We start from the raw sequence: 14178 nt of genomic DNA, 5'->3' as shown, positions 1-14178 counted from the left end.
GTTGTGTCAGGAGGCTGCAAGCGATAGGCCCCGGCAGGGTGTCGCGCTTGGGAAAAATTGCTATCTTTCAAGCCATGACGACGAGCGAACAAAACCTGGCATCGGGGCAGGGCTGGCATGTGTCCGACGTGCTGTGCACGGCCGGCGCCGGCGACCGCCCGTTCGAGGAGGCGCACGACACCTTCTGCGTTGCCGCTGTCACCAGCGGCACTTTCCGCTACCGCACCAGGCAAGGCGCCGCCATGCTGGCGCCGGGCGCAATCCTGCTAGGCAATGTCGGCGCCTGCTATGAATGCGGGCATGAGCATGGCGCCGGCGACCGTTGCCTGTCCTTCCACTTCGCTCCGGCCTATCTCGACCGCATCGCCAGCGACGTGCCCGGCGCGAGCAAGCTCGCCTTCGGCGTGCCGCATATGCCGCCTTTGCCGGCGCTCGCATCGCTGCTGGCCGAGGCGGAAGCGGCGCGCGAGATGGTCGACATCGACGCCTTTGAAGAGCTTGGCCTGCGAATTGCCGGTGCAGCACTGGCAGTTGCCGGCGCAGCACTGCCCGTCGCCAGCGATGCGGTGCCTGGCGTTCGACCGCCGAGCCGCCGCGACCAGAAACGGGTTGCCGAGGCGGTGCGGCAGATCGAGCTCAATGCCGACAGGCCGGTCTCGCTTTCCGAGCTTGCCTGCGCGACGGCGACCAGCCCGTATCATTTCCTGCGCACCTTCCGGCAGGTCGCCGGCATGACGCCCTATCAGTTTCTGCTGAGAACCCGGCTGCACCGCGCGGCGGTGCGGCTGCGCATGTCAGGCGATGCCATCTCGGCAATCGCCTTCGAGGCCGGTTTCAACGATTTGTCGACGTTCAACCGCCGTTTCCGGCGCGTCATGGGCGAAACGCCCGGCGACTATCGCGCCCGGCGGATGGCTACCCGCTAATGCGTCCGCCTGCCTCCTGATACGTTCTGGCTTGGAAAACTGTCCTTCGCAGGCTTTTGCCCCTGGCGGCGGCGAATGCGTTATGGCCAAATCGTCGCAATCAGAGGTATCCATTTGAATTTACCGCTGAAATCGTCATTGGAAAAGCACCACGAATATTGGAGTTTCGGCCGTGCTTCCTATATAAGCGGTCAATGATTCCTGATTAGATTGTGATCCGATTTGACCGACCAAAAACCCCCGCGCGGCGCCGACGGCGGCCCCACCGGCATCGAGCCCATCTCCATCATCGAGGAGATGCAGAGCTCCTACCTCTCTTATGCCATGAGCGTGATCGTCAGCCGTGCGCTGCCCGATGTGCGCGACGGCCTGAAGCCGGTGCACCGCCGCATTCTCTATGCGGCGCATGAGAGCGGCTATCACTGGAACCGCAAATATGTGAAGTCGGCCCGCCCGGTCGCCGACGTGATGGGTAAATACCATCCGCATGGCGACGCCTCGATCTACGACGCCTTAGTGCGCATGGCGCAGGACTGGTCGCTGCGCGTTCCGCTGATCGACGGGCAGGGTAATTTCGGCTCCATCGACGGCGATCCGCCGGCGGCGATGCGCTACACCGAATCGCGGCTGACCAAGGTCGCACATGAGCTGCTGGAGGACATCGACAAGGAAACCGTCGATTTCCAGGAGACTTATGACGCCTCCGACACCGAGCCGAAGGTGCTGCCGGCTCGCTTCCCCAACCTTCTGGTCAACGGTTCCGGCGGCATTGCCGTCGGCATGGCCACCAATATTCCGCCGCATAATCTGGCCGAGATCTGCAACGGCGCCATCGCCATCATCGACAATCCGGCGATCGATTTGCCGGCGCTGATGGAGATCATTCCGGGTCCCGATTTCCCGACCGGCGGCATCGTGCTCGGCCGTTCCGGCATCTACAGCGCCTATGCGACGGGTCGTGGCTCCATCGTCATGCGCGGCAAGGTCAATGTCGAGCAGCGCGGCAACGACCGTGAATCGATCATCATCACGGAAGTCCCGTACCAGGTGAACAAGGCCTCGATGATCGAGAAAATGGCCGAGCTGGTGCGCGACAAGCGCATCGAAGGCATTTCCGACATTCGCGACGAAAGCGACCGCCAGGGCTACCGCGTCGTCATCGAGCTGAAGCGCGACGCTGTCGCCGACGTCATTCTCAACCAGCTTTACCGCTTCACGCCGCTGCAAACCTCCTTCGGCGCCAATATGGTGGCGCTGAACGGCGGCAAGCCGGAAGTGATGAACCTGACCGACATGCTGAAGGCGTTTGTCAGCTTCCGCGAAGAGGTGATTAGCCGGCGCACGAAATTCCTGCTGCGCAAGGCGCGCGACCGCGCCCACGTGCTGGTCGGCCTCGCCATCGCCGTTGCCAACATCGACGAAGTGATCAAGCTGATCCGCACCGCGCCCGATCCGCAGACGGCGCGCGAGCAGTTGATGGAGCGGCGCTGGCCCTCCGGGGACGTGGAGTCATTGATTCTGCTTATCGACGATCCGCGCCATCGCATCAATGAGGATGGCACCTACAACCTCTCCGAGGAACAGGCGCGCGCAATCCTCGAACTGCGCCTGCAGCGCCTGACCGCGCTCGGCCGTGACGAAATCGCCGACGAGCTGAACACGATCGGCGACGAGATCAAGGATTACCTCGACATTCTGTCGTCCCGCGCCCGCATCCAGCAGATCGTCAAGGACGAGCTTGCCGCCGTGCGCGACGAGTTCGGCACGCCGCGCCGCACCGAGCTCACCGACGGCGGCGCCGACATGGAAGACGAGGACCTGATCCAGCGCGAGGACATGGTCGTCACCGTCAGCCATTCCGGCTACATCAAGCGCGTGCCGCTGTCGCTCTACCGGGCGCAACGCCGCGGCGGCAAGGGCCGCTCCGGTATGTCGACCAAGGAAGAGGATTTCGTCACCCGGCTGTTTGTGGCCAACACGCATACGCCGGTGCTGTTCTTCTCCTCGCGCGGCATCGTCTACAAGGAAAAGGTCTGGCGGCTGCCAATCGGCAATCCGCAGTCGCGCGGCAAGGCGCTGATCAACATGCTGCCGCTGGAGCAGGGCGAGCGCATCACCACCATCATGCCGCTGCCCGAGGACGAGACCAGCTGGGGCGAACTCGACGTCATGTTCGCCACCACGCGCGGCACCGTGCGCCGCAACAAGCTGTCCGAATTCGTCCAGGTCAACCGCAATGGCAAGATCGCCATGAAGCTGGAGGAGGAGGGCGACGAGATTCTCGGCGTCGAGACCTGCACAGACAATGACGATGTGCTTTTGACCGCCAGCTCCGGCCAGTGCATCCGCTTCCGCGTTGGCGATGTGCGCGTCTTCCAGAGCCGCAATTCGGTCGGCGTGCGCGGCATAAGCATGGCCGAGACCGACCGCATCATCTCCATGTCGGTGATCGAGCATGTCGATGCTTCACCGGCGGAACGCTCCGCCTACCTCAAGCGGGCAGCACTGGAGCGGCGGCTTGCCGCCGAGGTGACCGGCGAGGAAGAAGAGATTGCACTCACCAATGAGGAGATTGGCGAGGAGACCGAGCTTTCCGACAGCCGTTACGAAGAGCTCAAGGCGCATGAGCAGTATGTGCTGACGGTGACCGAATATGGCTACGGCAAGCGCTCGTCATCCTACGATTTCCGCCTGACCGGACGCGGCGGCAAAGGCATCCGCGCCACCGACGTGTCGAAGGTGGCCGAGATCGGCCAGCTGGTGGCGACTTTCCCGGTCGGCAATGACGACCAGATCATGCTGGTTTCGGATGGCGGCACGGTCATCCGGGTGCCGGTCAACGGTATCCGTTTCGCCAGCCGCGCCACCAAGGGCGTGACCATCTTCAACACCGCCGAAGGCGAGAAGGTGGTTTCGGTCGAACGGATTTCGGAGCCGCAGGCCGACGAGGATGTCGAAGAGGGTGTCATTGAGGCCGGCGCCGGAGATGCCGTACCGGACAGCACCGAATAGGTTTGAGCAACAACGCCGGCCCGATGGGCCGGCGCAAACAAGAAACTAGCAATAAATCAGGGGCGACGGTGGGGCCAGCGAGCGCCGAAACCTTCGAACCGCTTTGTGCGGACACGGACGCGCTCTGCCTCGCTATGCAATCCGAATGCGGTGGCGATCAGCATGGCGACGGTCATTGCGGTGGCGAGCATGTAGATCAGCATGTGCGTGTTCTCCTGCGCCTATCCAACGGTTAGATCGGGTTTTGGTTTCATCTTCCGAAGTGCAAACTAGCGAACGCGGCGTGAAGTCTTCGTGATCAAGGCATTCATCTGTCGTTCATGTCTGCGAAAAGGTTCACGCAGATGTTCCCAATCGCATTTGCCTTCCGCCCAATGCCCCGCTAGAAGCACCTCCCATGACCGATCGCATCGCCCTTTATGCCGGCTCCTTCGACCCGCTGACCAACGGCCATCTCGATGTCCTGAAGGCATCGCTGGCTGTCGCCGACACGGTTTATGCGGCGATCGGCACTCACCCCGGCAAGACGCCGCTGTTTTCCTTCGACGAACGGGTGAAGCTGATCGAGGCCGCGACCAAGGCCGAATTCGGCCGCGACGGCGACCGTATCAAGGTCGTCGCCTTTGACGGGCTGGTCATCGACGCGGCCCGCAAGCATGGCGCCTCGATCATGATCCGCGGCCTGCGCGACGGCACCGATCTCGATTACGAGATGCAGATGGCTGGAATGAACGAGACCATGGCGCCGGAACTGCAGACGGTTTTTCTGCCCGCCAGCCCATCGGTACGCACCATTACCGCCACACTTGTGCGCCAGATAGCCTCGATGGGCGGAGACATCCGTCCCTTCGTACCGGCCGCCGTTGCCGGTGCGCTCACCGCCAAATTCGCGAAATAGTGCATGTCGCCCCAAAGTGGATGCCGGTTTTTGGGGCAACGACATGCACCCTAACAAAGACCTTCGGAGATCCCTTATGCAGCTGAAAAAGCTCGCCTCGTTCCTCGTCGTGCTTGCCGGTCTCGTGACCGCATCCGTTTCGGCCTTCGCCGCCGAACCGGAAAACACCATGGTCATCACCTTGAAGAACGGCGACGTCACCGTCGCGCTACGCCCCGACCTGGCACCCAAGCATGTCGCCCAGATCAAGAAGCTGGTGCGCGAAGGGGCTTATAACGATGTCGCATTCCACCGCGTCATCAACGGCTTTATGGCGCAGACCGGCGACGTCAAGTTCGGCAACATGAAGAAGGGGTTCAGCCCCGAGGCCGTCGGCACCGGCGGTTCAGACCTGCCCGACCTGCCGGCGGAATTCTCGCAGAGCGAACATTTCAAGCGCGGCACGCTCGGTATGGCCCGTTCGCAGGACCCGAACTCCGCCAATTCGCAGTTCTTCATCATGTTCGCGCCGGCGCCGAACCTCGATGGCCAGTACACCATCGTCGGCAATGTCGTCAGCGGCATAGAGCTGGTGGACAAGATCAAGAAGGGCAACGAGGCGGACAATGGCACGGTCAGTGAGCCCGACCGCATGATCAAAGTACGCATCGCCGCCGACAAGTAAACCTCTAAAATCATTCTGTTTTCTGAGATAAAGGATATCCGACATGGCTGAGATCAAGGACCGCGAAAACGCGCTCATCCTGGAAACGACCAAGGGCAAGGTCGTCATCGAACTGTTCCCCGACCTGGCCCCGGGCCACGTCGCCCGGATCAAGGAACTGGCCCGCGAAGGCGCCTATGACGGCGTGGTTTTCCACCGCGTCATCGAAGGCTTCATGGCGCAGACCGGCGACGTGAAGTTCGGCAATTCGTCGAAGCCGACCTTCGCGCCTTCGCGTGCGGGCATGGGCGGCTCGGAAAAGCCGGACCTGAAGGCTGAGTTCTCCAACGCCAACCATGGCCGCGGCACCTGCTCGATGGCCCGTTCGCAGAACCCGAACTCGGCCAATTCGCAGTTCTTCATCTGCTTCGACGATGCCGCTTTCCTCAACCGCCAGTACACGGTCTGGGGCCAGGTCATCGAAGGCATGGACAATGTCGACAAGATCAAGCGCGGCGAGCCGGTGGTCGATCCCGACAAGATCGTGTCGCTGAAGGTCGCGGCCGACGTCAGGTAAGGACAAACGAAGATGATGGGCGTGGTCTGGTCGCTGCTCGGCATCCTGTCAGGCGCCTTCATCGCCGTCCAGGCGCCGATCAACTCGCAGCTGGCGCGCGGCCTGGGGCTCCCGGTCGCGGCTGCTGCGTTTTCGTTCCTGTCGGGCGCGATCGTGCTTGGTATCATCTCCATTGCCGTTGTGCGGCTGCAGGACATCTCGCTCGACTGGAAGGCGCCTGCGCCTTGGCTGTTCATCGCCGGCGGCATGCTCGGCGGTTTCTATGTCACCCTGTCGACCATTCTTACGCCGCGCATCGGTGCAGCCGCGCTGATGGCGTTCCTGGTTGCCGGCCAGCTGCTGGCCGGCATGCTGATCGATCGGGTCGGCTTCCTCGGCGTGGCGGTGCGCGAGATTTCGCTCGGCCGCATCGCCGGCGCGGTGCTGCTCTTGGCCGGAGCACTGCTCGTCCGGCTCTACTGATGCGCGTCGATCTCTTCGACTTCGACCTGCCGGAGGAGCGCATCGCGCTGCGCCCGGCCGAGCCGCGCGACAGCGCAAAAATGCTCGTGGTCAGGCCGGGCGAGGGTCTTTCGGACCGCGCGGTTGGCGACCTGCCGTCCTTGCTCAACGCCGGCGACGTGCTGGTCTTCAACGACACCAAGGTCATTCCTGCCCAGTTGAGAGGCATAAGGCGGCGCGGCGAAGCGCAGGCGCAGGTCGACGCCACGCTGCATATGCGCATGGCGCCGGACCGCTGGCTGGCCTTCATGCGGCCGGGCAAGCGCATCGCCGCCGGCGACCGCATCCATTTCGGCCATGACGGCAATTCCTGTTTCCTCGGTCAGCTCGATGCCACGGTGATCGAGAAGGGCGATGCCGGCGAGGTGCTGCTCGGTTTCGACCTGTCGGGGCCGTTTCTCGACGAGGCGCTGCATGCCGTCGGCCACATCCCGCTGCCGCCCTATATCGCCTCCAAGCGCAACGACGACGCGCGCGACCTGACGGATTACCAGACCATCTATGCCAAGGAGGAGGGCGCAGTCGCTGCCCCCACCGCAGGCCTGCATTTCACGCCGGAGCTGTTTGCGGCGCTCGACGCTAAAGCCATCGAACGCCGCTTCGTCACCTTGCATGTCGGTGCAGGCACCTTCCTGCCGGTCAAGGCGGACGATACCGCTGACCACAAGATGCATGCCGAGACCGGCTCGGTCAGCGAAGCAACAGCCGACGCTCTGAATGGCGCCAAGGCGCGGGGCGGGCGTATCATCGCTGTCGGCACGACCTCGCTGCGCCTGCTGGAGAGCGCGGCACGGCCTGATGGCTCGCTGACCGCCTGGTCCGGCCCGACCGACATCTTCATCACGCCGGGCTATCGGTTCAAGACCGCCGACCTGCTGATGACGAACTTTCATCTGCCGCGTTCGACGCTGTTCATGCTGGTTTCGGCCTTCAGCGGCCTAGATACGATGCGTGCGGCCTATGCTCATGCCATCGAGAACCGTTACAGATTCTACTCCTATGGAGACGCAAGCCTGCTTTATCGAGCGGAGATGAGCGATGGACGATGATCTGCAAGCCTTTGATCGCGAGAGCCTGATCGCTGAAGTGAAGAAATTGCGTGCCGGCATTCGCCAGCACCGAGATTCTACCGGCCATGATTTATGCTGGCATCATCCCAACCTGTGGGACCTGCTGCCGGAAAAGACCGATCCATCGATTGCCGTGCCGCCATGGCCGAAATTCATGCGCGGCTGCATCCAATACCGCCAGTCGCTCGACAGGCAGGCGCCAGGCGCGCCTGTCCATGACAAGGAATTCAATGGCTGAGACATTCACCTTCAAGATCCTCGCCACCGACGGCAAGGCGCGGCGCGGTTCCATCACCATGCCGCGCGGCGAAATCCGCACGCCGGCCTTCATGCCGGTCGGCACCGGCGGCACGGTCAAGGCCATGTATATGGACCAGGTGCGCGGCGTCGGCGCCGACATCATCCTGGGCAATACCTATCATCTGATGCTGCGCCCCGGCGCCGAGCGCGTGGCGCGGCTTGGTGGGTTGCATGAATTCGCCCGCTGGCCGCAGCCGATCCTGACCGACAGTGGCGGTTTTCAGGTCATGTCGCTGTCGAAGCTCAGAAAATTGACCGAGAAGGGCGTCACCTTTCGCTCGCACATTGACGGCGCTGCCTACGAGATGTCGCCGGAGCGCTCGATCGAGATCCAGGGCCTGCTCGATTCCGACATCCAGATGCAGCTCGACGAATGCACAGCGCTGCCGGCCGACCTCAAGCAGATCGAGCGCGCGATGGAGCTGTCGCTGCGCTGGGCCGAGCGCTGCAAGACAGCGTTCGGCGATCAGCCCGGCAAGGCGATGTTCGGCATCGTCCAGGGTGGCGACAACGCAGCTCTCAGGGTGCGTTCGGCGCAGGCGCTGAGCGCGATGGAGCTGAAGGGCTATGCGGTCGGCGGCCTGGCCGTCGGCGAACCGCAAGCGGTGATGCTGGATATGCTGGAGATCACCTGTCCGGAATTGCCTGACAACAAGCCTCGATATCTCATGGGCGTCGGCACGCCGGACGACATCGTGAAATCGGTGGCGCGCGGCATCGACATGTTCGACTGCGTGATGCCGACCCGCGCCGGCCGCCATGGCCTGGCCTATACCAGGCGCGGCAAGGTCAATCTCAGGAATGCCCGCCATGCGGACGATCCGCGGCCGCTGGACGAGGAGAGTGACTGCCCGGCGGCACGCGACTATTCACGCGCGTATCTGCATCATCTCGTGCGCTCGCAGGAGGCGCTGGGCGCGATGCTTCTGACCTGGAACAACCTGTCTTACTATCAGAAGCTGATGCAGGACGTTCGCGCCGCGATCGAGGCAAAGGCCTTCGAGGCGCGCACATCAGACATTTCAGAGGGATGGGCGAGGGGCGATATTCCGGTGCTATAAGCACATCTAGGTGCTGAGCGAATTCGCTGCGCGCAAGCTGCAGCCGGTGATTTGAAAGCTGCCGTCGGGCTGCTGTTCCAGCGTGTAGACCGCCTCATAGTCCTTGCCGTCGGGCCCAACGATCAGCACTTGCTGGATTAGCGAAGTTGGCCCCATCTGCTCGACCTTGCCGAAGGAATAGCTCTGCGGCTGGCGCACCGGCGGATAGCCGTTGGTCACCATGTTCATGAAGGTGTCGACGGTCGGAAAGATGCGCTTCACATTTGGAGCGGCGAAACTGTACGCCTTGGCGCCATCATTGGCGATGAGCGCCTTCAACTGACCATCGATGACGGCCTGGCCGGCCTTGACTTCGGCGTCGCCGGCAAGGGCTGCCGACACGAACAACGCGAACAGCAATGAAACAACTGCGAATGCGGTGCGGCGCATGGCCTGTCTCCATTGTCCCCCAACAAAACCTGTCCCGGGACGCATCATACCATACGCTTTGCGGAGCCTCACGGTTTCAGCAACCGCAATATTCGCCACGCAAGTGCCACATGATCATGCTTAAGCCTCCTTTAACGCGGGGCGCGCATCGTAGGGACGGGTGGGGACCCGTTCGCGCAACCAGGGGACGACCATGTTCAAGCAGCCGATCGACCGGCGCCTTTTGCTGAAGGGCGCGGCAAGCCTCGCAGTTTTGGCCCCCTTGCCCGCCTGGGCAAGCACTGGGCCGACCGTCACGGAAGTCGCCTTTGATCCCGCCATTCCAGCGCTCGGCAACCCCGATGGCGACGTCACCATCGCCGAATTCGTCGACTATCAGTGCCCGATCTGCAAGCTCGTCTTCGTCGAACTGAAGAAGTTGATGGAAGAGGACAGCGGCGTTCGGCTTGTGATGAAGGACTGGCCGATCTTCGGCGACGTGTCGCGCGACGCGGCGCGGGTGACGCTGCTGAGCGGCGAACACTATGGCGCGGCGGTCGATGCGCTGATGACCAACCAGCGCGGCCTTTCGGAACGCCGCACCAACGACATCCTTTCTTCCGTCGGTGTCGATGTGGCGATGGTGCGTGCCGACCTCGCCATCCGTGAACCCGATATCGACGCTGCCCTTGTCCGCACCGAAGTCCAGGCGACGGCGTTCAAGCTGCGCGGCACGCCAGCCCTGGTCATCGGCGGCAACTTGTATCGGCGCGGCATGCCGGTGTCCGAACTGAGACAAGCCGTCGCCAAGGCGCGCTCGGCCTGATGCTTGAAAGCCGGGCGGCAGTCTGCCACAAGGGCCGCTTGTGTGCTGAAGCTTGATCGGGACCGGCAATGAAGACGTTTTTCATGCAGATAAAGTGCGATCTGGGCAAGTCCTACGAGGTCGCCAGCGCGCTCGCCGATGCCGAAATCGCCTCGGAAATCTACTCGACCGCCGGCAATTACGACCTGCTTGCCAAATTCTACGTCGACGACGAGGAAGATGTTGGTCACTTCGTCAACGAGAAGGTACAGATTATTCCCGGAATCAAGGACACCTTCACGGTCGTCACTTTCCGCGCTTTCTAAAGCAATTCCAGGAAAAGTGTGAAGCGGTTTTCCGTCCGGAATTGCGTCGAAGCAAAAAGCCATGGCAGGTCGCCGTTGCCATGAAACGGTGAACTGCTATGGCCGCATCAGGCACTTGCCCGGCGACAAGGCAGAGCCTGATTAAGGTCCCGTTCCGACTGCCCGAATTTTGGGCAGTCGAAACATACTGATCGCCGATATCCTCCAAATCACCGATTGCGCTTGATTTTCTCCCGCGACGCCAGTGAAATGGCGTCACAGGGGAGTATGCGATTGGCAGCGTTCGATGAAATGCTTCCGGAAGTTTCCGGGCTGAGACAACCGTATACGGCTTACGACCGCTGGCTGAAGGAGCAGGATCCGGCCAGGCTTACCGAAAAGATGCAGGACGCCGAGCGCGTCTTCCGCAAGACCGGCATTACCTTCGCCGTCTATGGCGAGCAGGAAGCCTCCGAGCGGCTGATCCCCTTCGACATCGTGCCGCGCATCATCTCCGGCAATGAATGGCGAAGGCTGACGCAAGGCATCGAGCAGCGCGTGCAGGCGCTGAACGCTTTCCTCGACGACATTTACCACCGCCAGGAAATCCTGCGCGCCGGCCGCGTGCCGAGGGAGCTGATCGCCAGGAACGAGGCGTTCCTGCCGGAAATGATCGGAGTGCGGCCACCGGCCGGCGTCTACACCCACATTATCGGCGTCGATATCGTCCGGATCTCGGAGAACGAGTTCTACGTGCTGGAGGACAATGCGCGCACGCCGTCGGGGGTCTCCTACATGCTGGAGAACCGCGAGACGATGATGCAGCTCTTTCCCGAGCTGTTCCAGCAGATCAAGGTGCGGCCGGTGGAGAATTATCCGCAATTGCTGCGCCAGTCGCTGGCGGCAGTGCGGCCGCAAAGCACCAAGGGCGCACCGACCATTGCCGTGCTGACGCCGGGCAGCTTCAACTCCGCCTATTTCGAACATGCCTTCCTCGCCGACCAGATGGGCGTGCAACTGGTCGAAGGCCAGGATCTGCGCGTTGTAGACGGCCACGTCGCTATGCGCACGACCGAAGGCTACAAGCAGATCGACGTGCTTTACCGGCGCGTCGACGATTCCTTCCTCGATCCGCTGACCTTCCGGCCGGACTCGGCCCTTGGCGTGCCCGGCATCATGGACGTCTACCGCGCCGGCAACATCACCGTCGCCAACGCGCCGGGAACCGGCATCGCCGACGACAAGGCGATTTATTCCTACATGCCCGACATCGTCGAGTTCTACACCGGCCGCAAGGCCATCCTCGGCAACATCCCGACCTGGCGCTGCTCGGAGCCCGACAGCCTGAAATACGTGCTCGAACACATCCATGAGCTGGTCATCAAGGAAGTGCACGGCTCCGGCGGCTACGGCATGCTGGTCGGCCCGGCTGCGACCAAGAAGGAATGCCAGGATTTCGCCAAGAAGCTGCAGGCGAAGCCCTCCAACTACATCGCCCAGCCGACGCTGGCGCTGTCAACCTGCCCGATCCTGACAGAAAAAGGCCTGTCGCCGCGCCATGTCGATCTCAGGCCCTATGTTCTGGTCTCCGACCGAATCCAGATCGTGCCCGGCGGCTTGACGCGGGTGGCGCTGAAGGAGGGGTCGTTGGTCGTGAATTCCTCGCAAGGCGGCGGGACGAAGGATACGTGGGTGTTGGACGATTAGGTAGGCAGTAGGCAGTAGGCAGTAGGCAGTAGGCAGTAGAGGGACAAGAAATGCCATATTCCACAGAGATTCAAATGCTTACTAATCCCTACTCACTATTCCCTACTCACTAGCCCGAAGGGCCACTTCACATGCTTCTCGGCCGCACCGCCAACGGGCTCTACTGGATGAACCGCTATATCGAGCGGGCGGAAAACATGGCGCGTCTGGTCGATGCCGGCCTTCGCATGGCGCTGACCCGCACCCAGAGCGCGTCGGAAGAGTGGAATTCGGTGCTGCTCAGCGCCGGCTCCGACGTCACCTTCACGCAGAAATACAAGGACTATACCGCCGCCAACGTCGCCGACTTCCTGCTGCGCGACACCTCGAACCCGTCGAGCACGATGTCGGCGATCGAGACCGCTCGCAACAATGCCCGCATGGTGCGCACCGCGCTGACGCGCGAGACCTGGGAGAGCATCAACGAAGCCTGGATGGCCCTGAAGCGCATGCTGGCAAAGCCGATCGACGAGCGCGACCTGCCGAGTGTGCTCGACGCCATCAAACGCGAGACGGCGCTGATCCGCGGCTCGTTCTACGGCACGATGCTGCGCAACGAGATCTTCGACTTCTCGCAGCTCGGCACCTATGTCGAGCGGGCCGACAACACGGCACGCATCCTCGACGTGAAATACTACGTGCTGCTGCCGTCGATCTCCTGGGTCGGCTCGAGCCTCGACAACTACCAGTGGGAATCGATCCTGCGCTCGGTGTCGGCGCACCGTTCCTATCGCTGGGTCTATGAGGCCGACTACAAACCGACCAATATTGCCGACTATCTGATCCTCAATGTGCGCATGCCGCGTTCGCTGACCTTCTGTTATCGTTTTCTCGCCGAGCATCTGAAGTTCCTGGGCGACGACTATGGCGACCGTCATGCCTGCCACGCCACCGTCGACAGGACACAGGCGATGCTGCAGGCAGGGTCGATCAAGGACATATTCGACGCCGGCCTGCACGAATTCCTGGCCAGGTTCATTCAAGACAACACCAAGCTTGGCGAAGAGATCGCACAAGATTACCGGTTCAATTGAGCATGAACGCGAACCGGAGGGCCGCGCTAGCGACAAGTGGGACCCGGTTTTCGGATAAGATCATGCTTACAAACGGAAAATAGGCATGCGGCTCAAGATCACCCACCGTACCGAATACCGCTACGACGCGCCGGTGCACTATCTGTTGCAGCGGCTACGCCTGTTACCGGTCAGTGGCCCGACGCAGACCGTGCTGTCCTGGGCGCTGAAGATCGAGGGCGCGCGCGAGGAAGTCCGCTTTAACGACCATTTCGGCAACGATAACAGGCTGTTGAGCGTCGAGGGCGAGCGCGACTTCATCACCGTCGAGGCCTCCGGCGAGGTTGTCACGCGCGACACAGCGGGCGTCTCGGGTCCGCATCACGGCTTTGCGCCGCTGTGGCTGTTCAGCCAGGAGACAGCTTTGACCATCCCCGGCGGGGGCATAAGCGAGCTTGCCGCGGCGGTCGGCAAAGGTACCGACATCGAAAGGCTGCATCGGCTGATGGCGCTGATCGTCGAGCGCGTCGCCTACACGCCGGGCACCACCAGCGTGACGACCCCGGCGGAAGAGGCATTGGCGCTGAAGACCGGCGTTTGCCAGGATCACAGCCACATCTTTGTCACCGCAGCCCGCGTCATGGGTTTTCCGGCCCGCTATGTCAGTGGCTATCTGATGATGGATGCGGCCATCGAGCAGGCGGCAAGCCATGCCTGGGCCGAAGCCCATGTTCAGGGTCTCGGCTGGGTCGCCTTCGACGCCGCCAACGGCATTTCCCCCGATGAACGCTATGTCAGGGTAGCCACCGGCCGTGATTATCGCGACGCCTCGCCGGTGTCGGGAATTCGACTGGGACAGGCGGAGGAACAGCTTGCAGTCACCGTCACGGTAGAGCAGTAGTCTCCGGCAAGA

General features: G+C 62.3%; 16 protein-coding genes. 14 read left to right on the top strand and 2 right to left on the bottom strand.

Annotation, left to right across the window (positions count from 1 at the left end; all coding sequences use genetic code 11):
* Positions 1 to 74 precede the first annotated feature (74 nt).
* Together X733_RS140535 and gyrA are read left to right on the top strand one after the other, a co-directional pair.
* Positions 75 to 926 carry an AraC family transcriptional regulator gene (locus X733_RS140535; protein WP_023739981.1) on the top strand — a complete coding sequence of 284 codons (852 nt, stop codon included), beginning with the start codon at positions 75 to 77 and terminating at the stop codon, positions 924 to 926.
* 222 nt (positions 927 to 1148) lie between these two features.
* The gene (gyrA, locus tag X733_RS140540; RefSeq protein WP_023696506.1) at positions 1149 to 3938 is read left to right on the top strand and encodes a DNA gyrase subunit A; all 2790 of its coding nucleotides are present in this window, start codon (positions 1149 to 1151) and stop codon (positions 3936 to 3938) included.
* Positions 3939 to 3994: 56 nt separating this feature from the next.
* Here the strand turns inward: gyrA and X733_RS1000000168645 are convergent, their stop codons facing one another.
* The gene (locus tag X733_RS1000000168645; RefSeq protein WP_023670953.1) at positions 3995 to 4141 is read right to left on the bottom strand and encodes a hypothetical protein; all 147 of its coding nucleotides are present in this window, start codon (positions 4139 to 4141) and stop codon (positions 3995 to 3997) included.
* Positions 4142 to 4335: 194 nt separating this feature from the next.
* Here X733_RS1000000168645 and coaD point away from each other — a divergent pair, with 194 nt between their 5' ends.
* From coaD to tgt, 7 genes are all read left to right on the top strand, one after another.
* Positions 4336 to 4836: a pantetheine-phosphate adenylyltransferase gene (gene coaD, locus X733_RS140545; protein ID WP_023670954.1), complete on the top strand. Its 501-nt coding sequence runs from the start codon at positions 4336 to 4338 to the stop codon at positions 4834 to 4836.
* Positions 4837 to 5005: 169 nt separating this feature from the next.
* Positions 5006 to 5500, top strand: coding sequence for a peptidylprolyl isomerase (locus X733_RS140550; RefSeq protein WP_245259922.1), 495 nt, complete (start codon positions 5006 to 5008; stop codon positions 5498 to 5500).
* A gap of 43 nt (positions 5501 to 5543) precedes the next feature.
* Positions 5544 to 6056: a peptidylprolyl isomerase gene (locus tag X733_RS140555; protein WP_023693397.1), complete on the top strand. Its 513-nt coding sequence runs from the start codon at positions 5544 to 5546 to the stop codon at positions 6054 to 6056.
* 12 nt (positions 6057 to 6068) lie between these two features.
* Positions 6069 to 6518: a DMT family transporter gene (locus X733_RS140560; RefSeq protein ID WP_023693398.1), complete on the top strand. Its 450-nt coding sequence runs from the start codon at positions 6069 to 6071 to the stop codon at positions 6516 to 6518.
* On the top strand, positions 6518 to 7606 hold the full coding sequence (gene queA / locus X733_RS140565) for a tRNA preQ1(34) S-adenosylmethionine ribosyltransferase-isomerase QueA (RefSeq protein ID WP_023700784.1): 1089 nt from the start codon (positions 6518 to 6520) through the stop codon (positions 7604 to 7606). The genes X733_RS140560 and queA overlap by 1 nt, the downstream gene beginning before the upstream one ends.
* Complete coding sequence (locus tag X733_RS140570; protein ID WP_023684641.1) at positions 7596 to 7865, top strand: hypothetical protein; 270 nt, start codon at positions 7596 to 7598, stop codon at positions 7863 to 7865. The genes queA and X733_RS140570 overlap by 11 nt, the downstream gene beginning before the upstream one ends.
* Complete coding sequence (tgt, locus tag X733_RS140575) at positions 7858 to 8988, top strand: tRNA guanosine(34) transglycosylase Tgt (protein ID WP_023706199.1); 1131 nt, start codon at positions 7858 to 7860, stop codon at positions 8986 to 8988. Before X733_RS140570 ends, tgt begins: the two co-directional genes overlap by 8 nt.
* Before the next feature lie 6 nt (positions 8989 to 8994).
* Here the strand turns inward: tgt and X733_RS140580 are convergent, their stop codons facing one another.
* The gene (locus X733_RS140580; RefSeq protein WP_023684643.1) at positions 8995 to 9417 is read right to left on the bottom strand and encodes a DUF4864 domain-containing protein; all 423 of its coding nucleotides are present in this window, start codon (positions 9415 to 9417) and stop codon (positions 8995 to 8997) included.
* A gap of 193 nt (positions 9418 to 9610) precedes the next feature.
* Here X733_RS140580 and X733_RS140585 point away from each other — a divergent pair, with 193 nt between their 5' ends.
* From X733_RS140585 to X733_RS140605, 5 genes are all read left to right on the top strand, one after another.
* The gene (locus X733_RS140585; protein ID WP_023700783.1) at positions 9611 to 10222 is read left to right on the top strand and encodes a DsbA family protein; all 612 of its coding nucleotides are present in this window, start codon (positions 9611 to 9613) and stop codon (positions 10220 to 10222) included.
* A gap of 68 nt (positions 10223 to 10290) precedes the next feature.
* Positions 10291 to 10527, top strand: coding sequence for an Lrp/AsnC family transcriptional regulator (locus tag X733_RS140590; RefSeq protein ID WP_023670963.1), 237 nt, complete (start codon positions 10291 to 10293; stop codon positions 10525 to 10527).
* Positions 10528 to 10800: 273 nt separating this feature from the next.
* Positions 10801 to 12213 carry a circularly permuted type 2 ATP-grasp protein gene (locus X733_RS140595; protein ID WP_023819861.1) on the top strand — a complete coding sequence of 471 codons (1413 nt, stop codon included), beginning with the start codon at positions 10801 to 10803 and terminating at the stop codon, positions 12211 to 12213.
* A gap of 131 nt (positions 12214 to 12344) precedes the next feature.
* Positions 12345 to 13286: an alpha-E domain-containing protein gene (locus X733_RS140600; RefSeq protein ID WP_023693403.1), complete on the top strand. Its 942-nt coding sequence runs from the start codon at positions 12345 to 12347 to the stop codon at positions 13284 to 13286.
* Positions 13287 to 13371: 85 nt separating this feature from the next.
* On the top strand, positions 13372 to 14166 hold the full coding sequence (locus X733_RS140605; RefSeq protein WP_023819860.1) for a transglutaminase family protein: 795 nt from the start codon (positions 13372 to 13374) through the stop codon (positions 14164 to 14166).
* Positions 14167 to 14178: the final 12 nt, after the last annotated feature.

Source organism: Mesorhizobium sp. L2C066B000 (assembly GCF_000502335.1).
Lineage (GTDB): Bacteria > Pseudomonadota > Alphaproteobacteria > Rhizobiales > Rhizobiaceae > Mesorhizobium.
Note: the sequence above shows the minus strand (reverse complement) of the source record. Positions and strands in the feature narration are given on the sequence as shown.

What these genes read in the sequence shown, in the direction of transcription:
- X733_RS140535 (WP_023739981.1), top strand. Translation starts at nt 75, where the DNA reads ATGACGACGAGCGAACAAAACCTGGCATCGGGGCAGGGCTGGCATGTG.
- X733_RS1000000168645 (WP_023670953.1), bottom strand. Translation starts at nt 4,141, where the DNA reads ATGCTGATCTACATGCTCGCCACCGCAATGACCGTCGCCATGCTGATC.
- coaD (WP_023670954.1), top strand. Translation starts at nt 4,336, where the DNA reads ATGACCGATCGCATCGCCCTTTATGCCGGCTCCTTCGACCCGCTGACC.
- X733_RS140550 (WP_245259922.1), top strand. Translation starts at nt 5,006, where the DNA reads ATGGTCATCACCTTGAAGAACGGCGACGTCACCGTCGCGCTACGCCCC.
- X733_RS140555 (WP_023693397.1), top strand. Translation starts at nt 5,544, where the DNA reads ATGGCTGAGATCAAGGACCGCGAAAACGCGCTCATCCTGGAAACGACC.
- X733_RS140560 (WP_023693398.1), top strand. Translation starts at nt 6,069, where the DNA reads ATGATGGGCGTGGTCTGGTCGCTGCTCGGCATCCTGTCAGGCGCCTTC.
- queA (WP_023700784.1), top strand. Translation starts at nt 6,518, where the DNA reads ATGCGCGTCGATCTCTTCGACTTCGACCTGCCGGAGGAGCGCATCGCG.
- X733_RS140570 (WP_023684641.1), top strand. Translation starts at nt 7,596, where the DNA reads ATGGACGATGATCTGCAAGCCTTTGATCGCGAGAGCCTGATCGCTGAA.
- tgt (WP_023706199.1), top strand. Translation starts at nt 7,858, where the DNA reads ATGGCTGAGACATTCACCTTCAAGATCCTCGCCACCGACGGCAAGGCG.
- X733_RS140580 (WP_023684643.1), bottom strand. Translation starts at nt 9,417, where the DNA reads ATGCGCCGCACCGCATTCGCAGTTGTTTCATTGCTGTTCGCGTTGTTC.
- X733_RS140585 (WP_023700783.1), top strand. Translation starts at nt 9,611, where the DNA reads ATGTTCAAGCAGCCGATCGACCGGCGCCTTTTGCTGAAGGGCGCGGCA.
- X733_RS140590 (WP_023670963.1), top strand. Translation starts at nt 10,291, where the DNA reads ATGAAGACGTTTTTCATGCAGATAAAGTGCGATCTGGGCAAGTCCTAC.
- X733_RS140600 (WP_023693403.1), top strand. Translation starts at nt 12,345, where the DNA reads ATGCTTCTCGGCCGCACCGCCAACGGGCTCTACTGGATGAACCGCTAT.
- X733_RS140605 (WP_023819860.1), top strand. Translation starts at nt 13,372, where the DNA reads ATGCGGCTCAAGATCACCCACCGTACCGAATACCGCTACGACGCGCCG.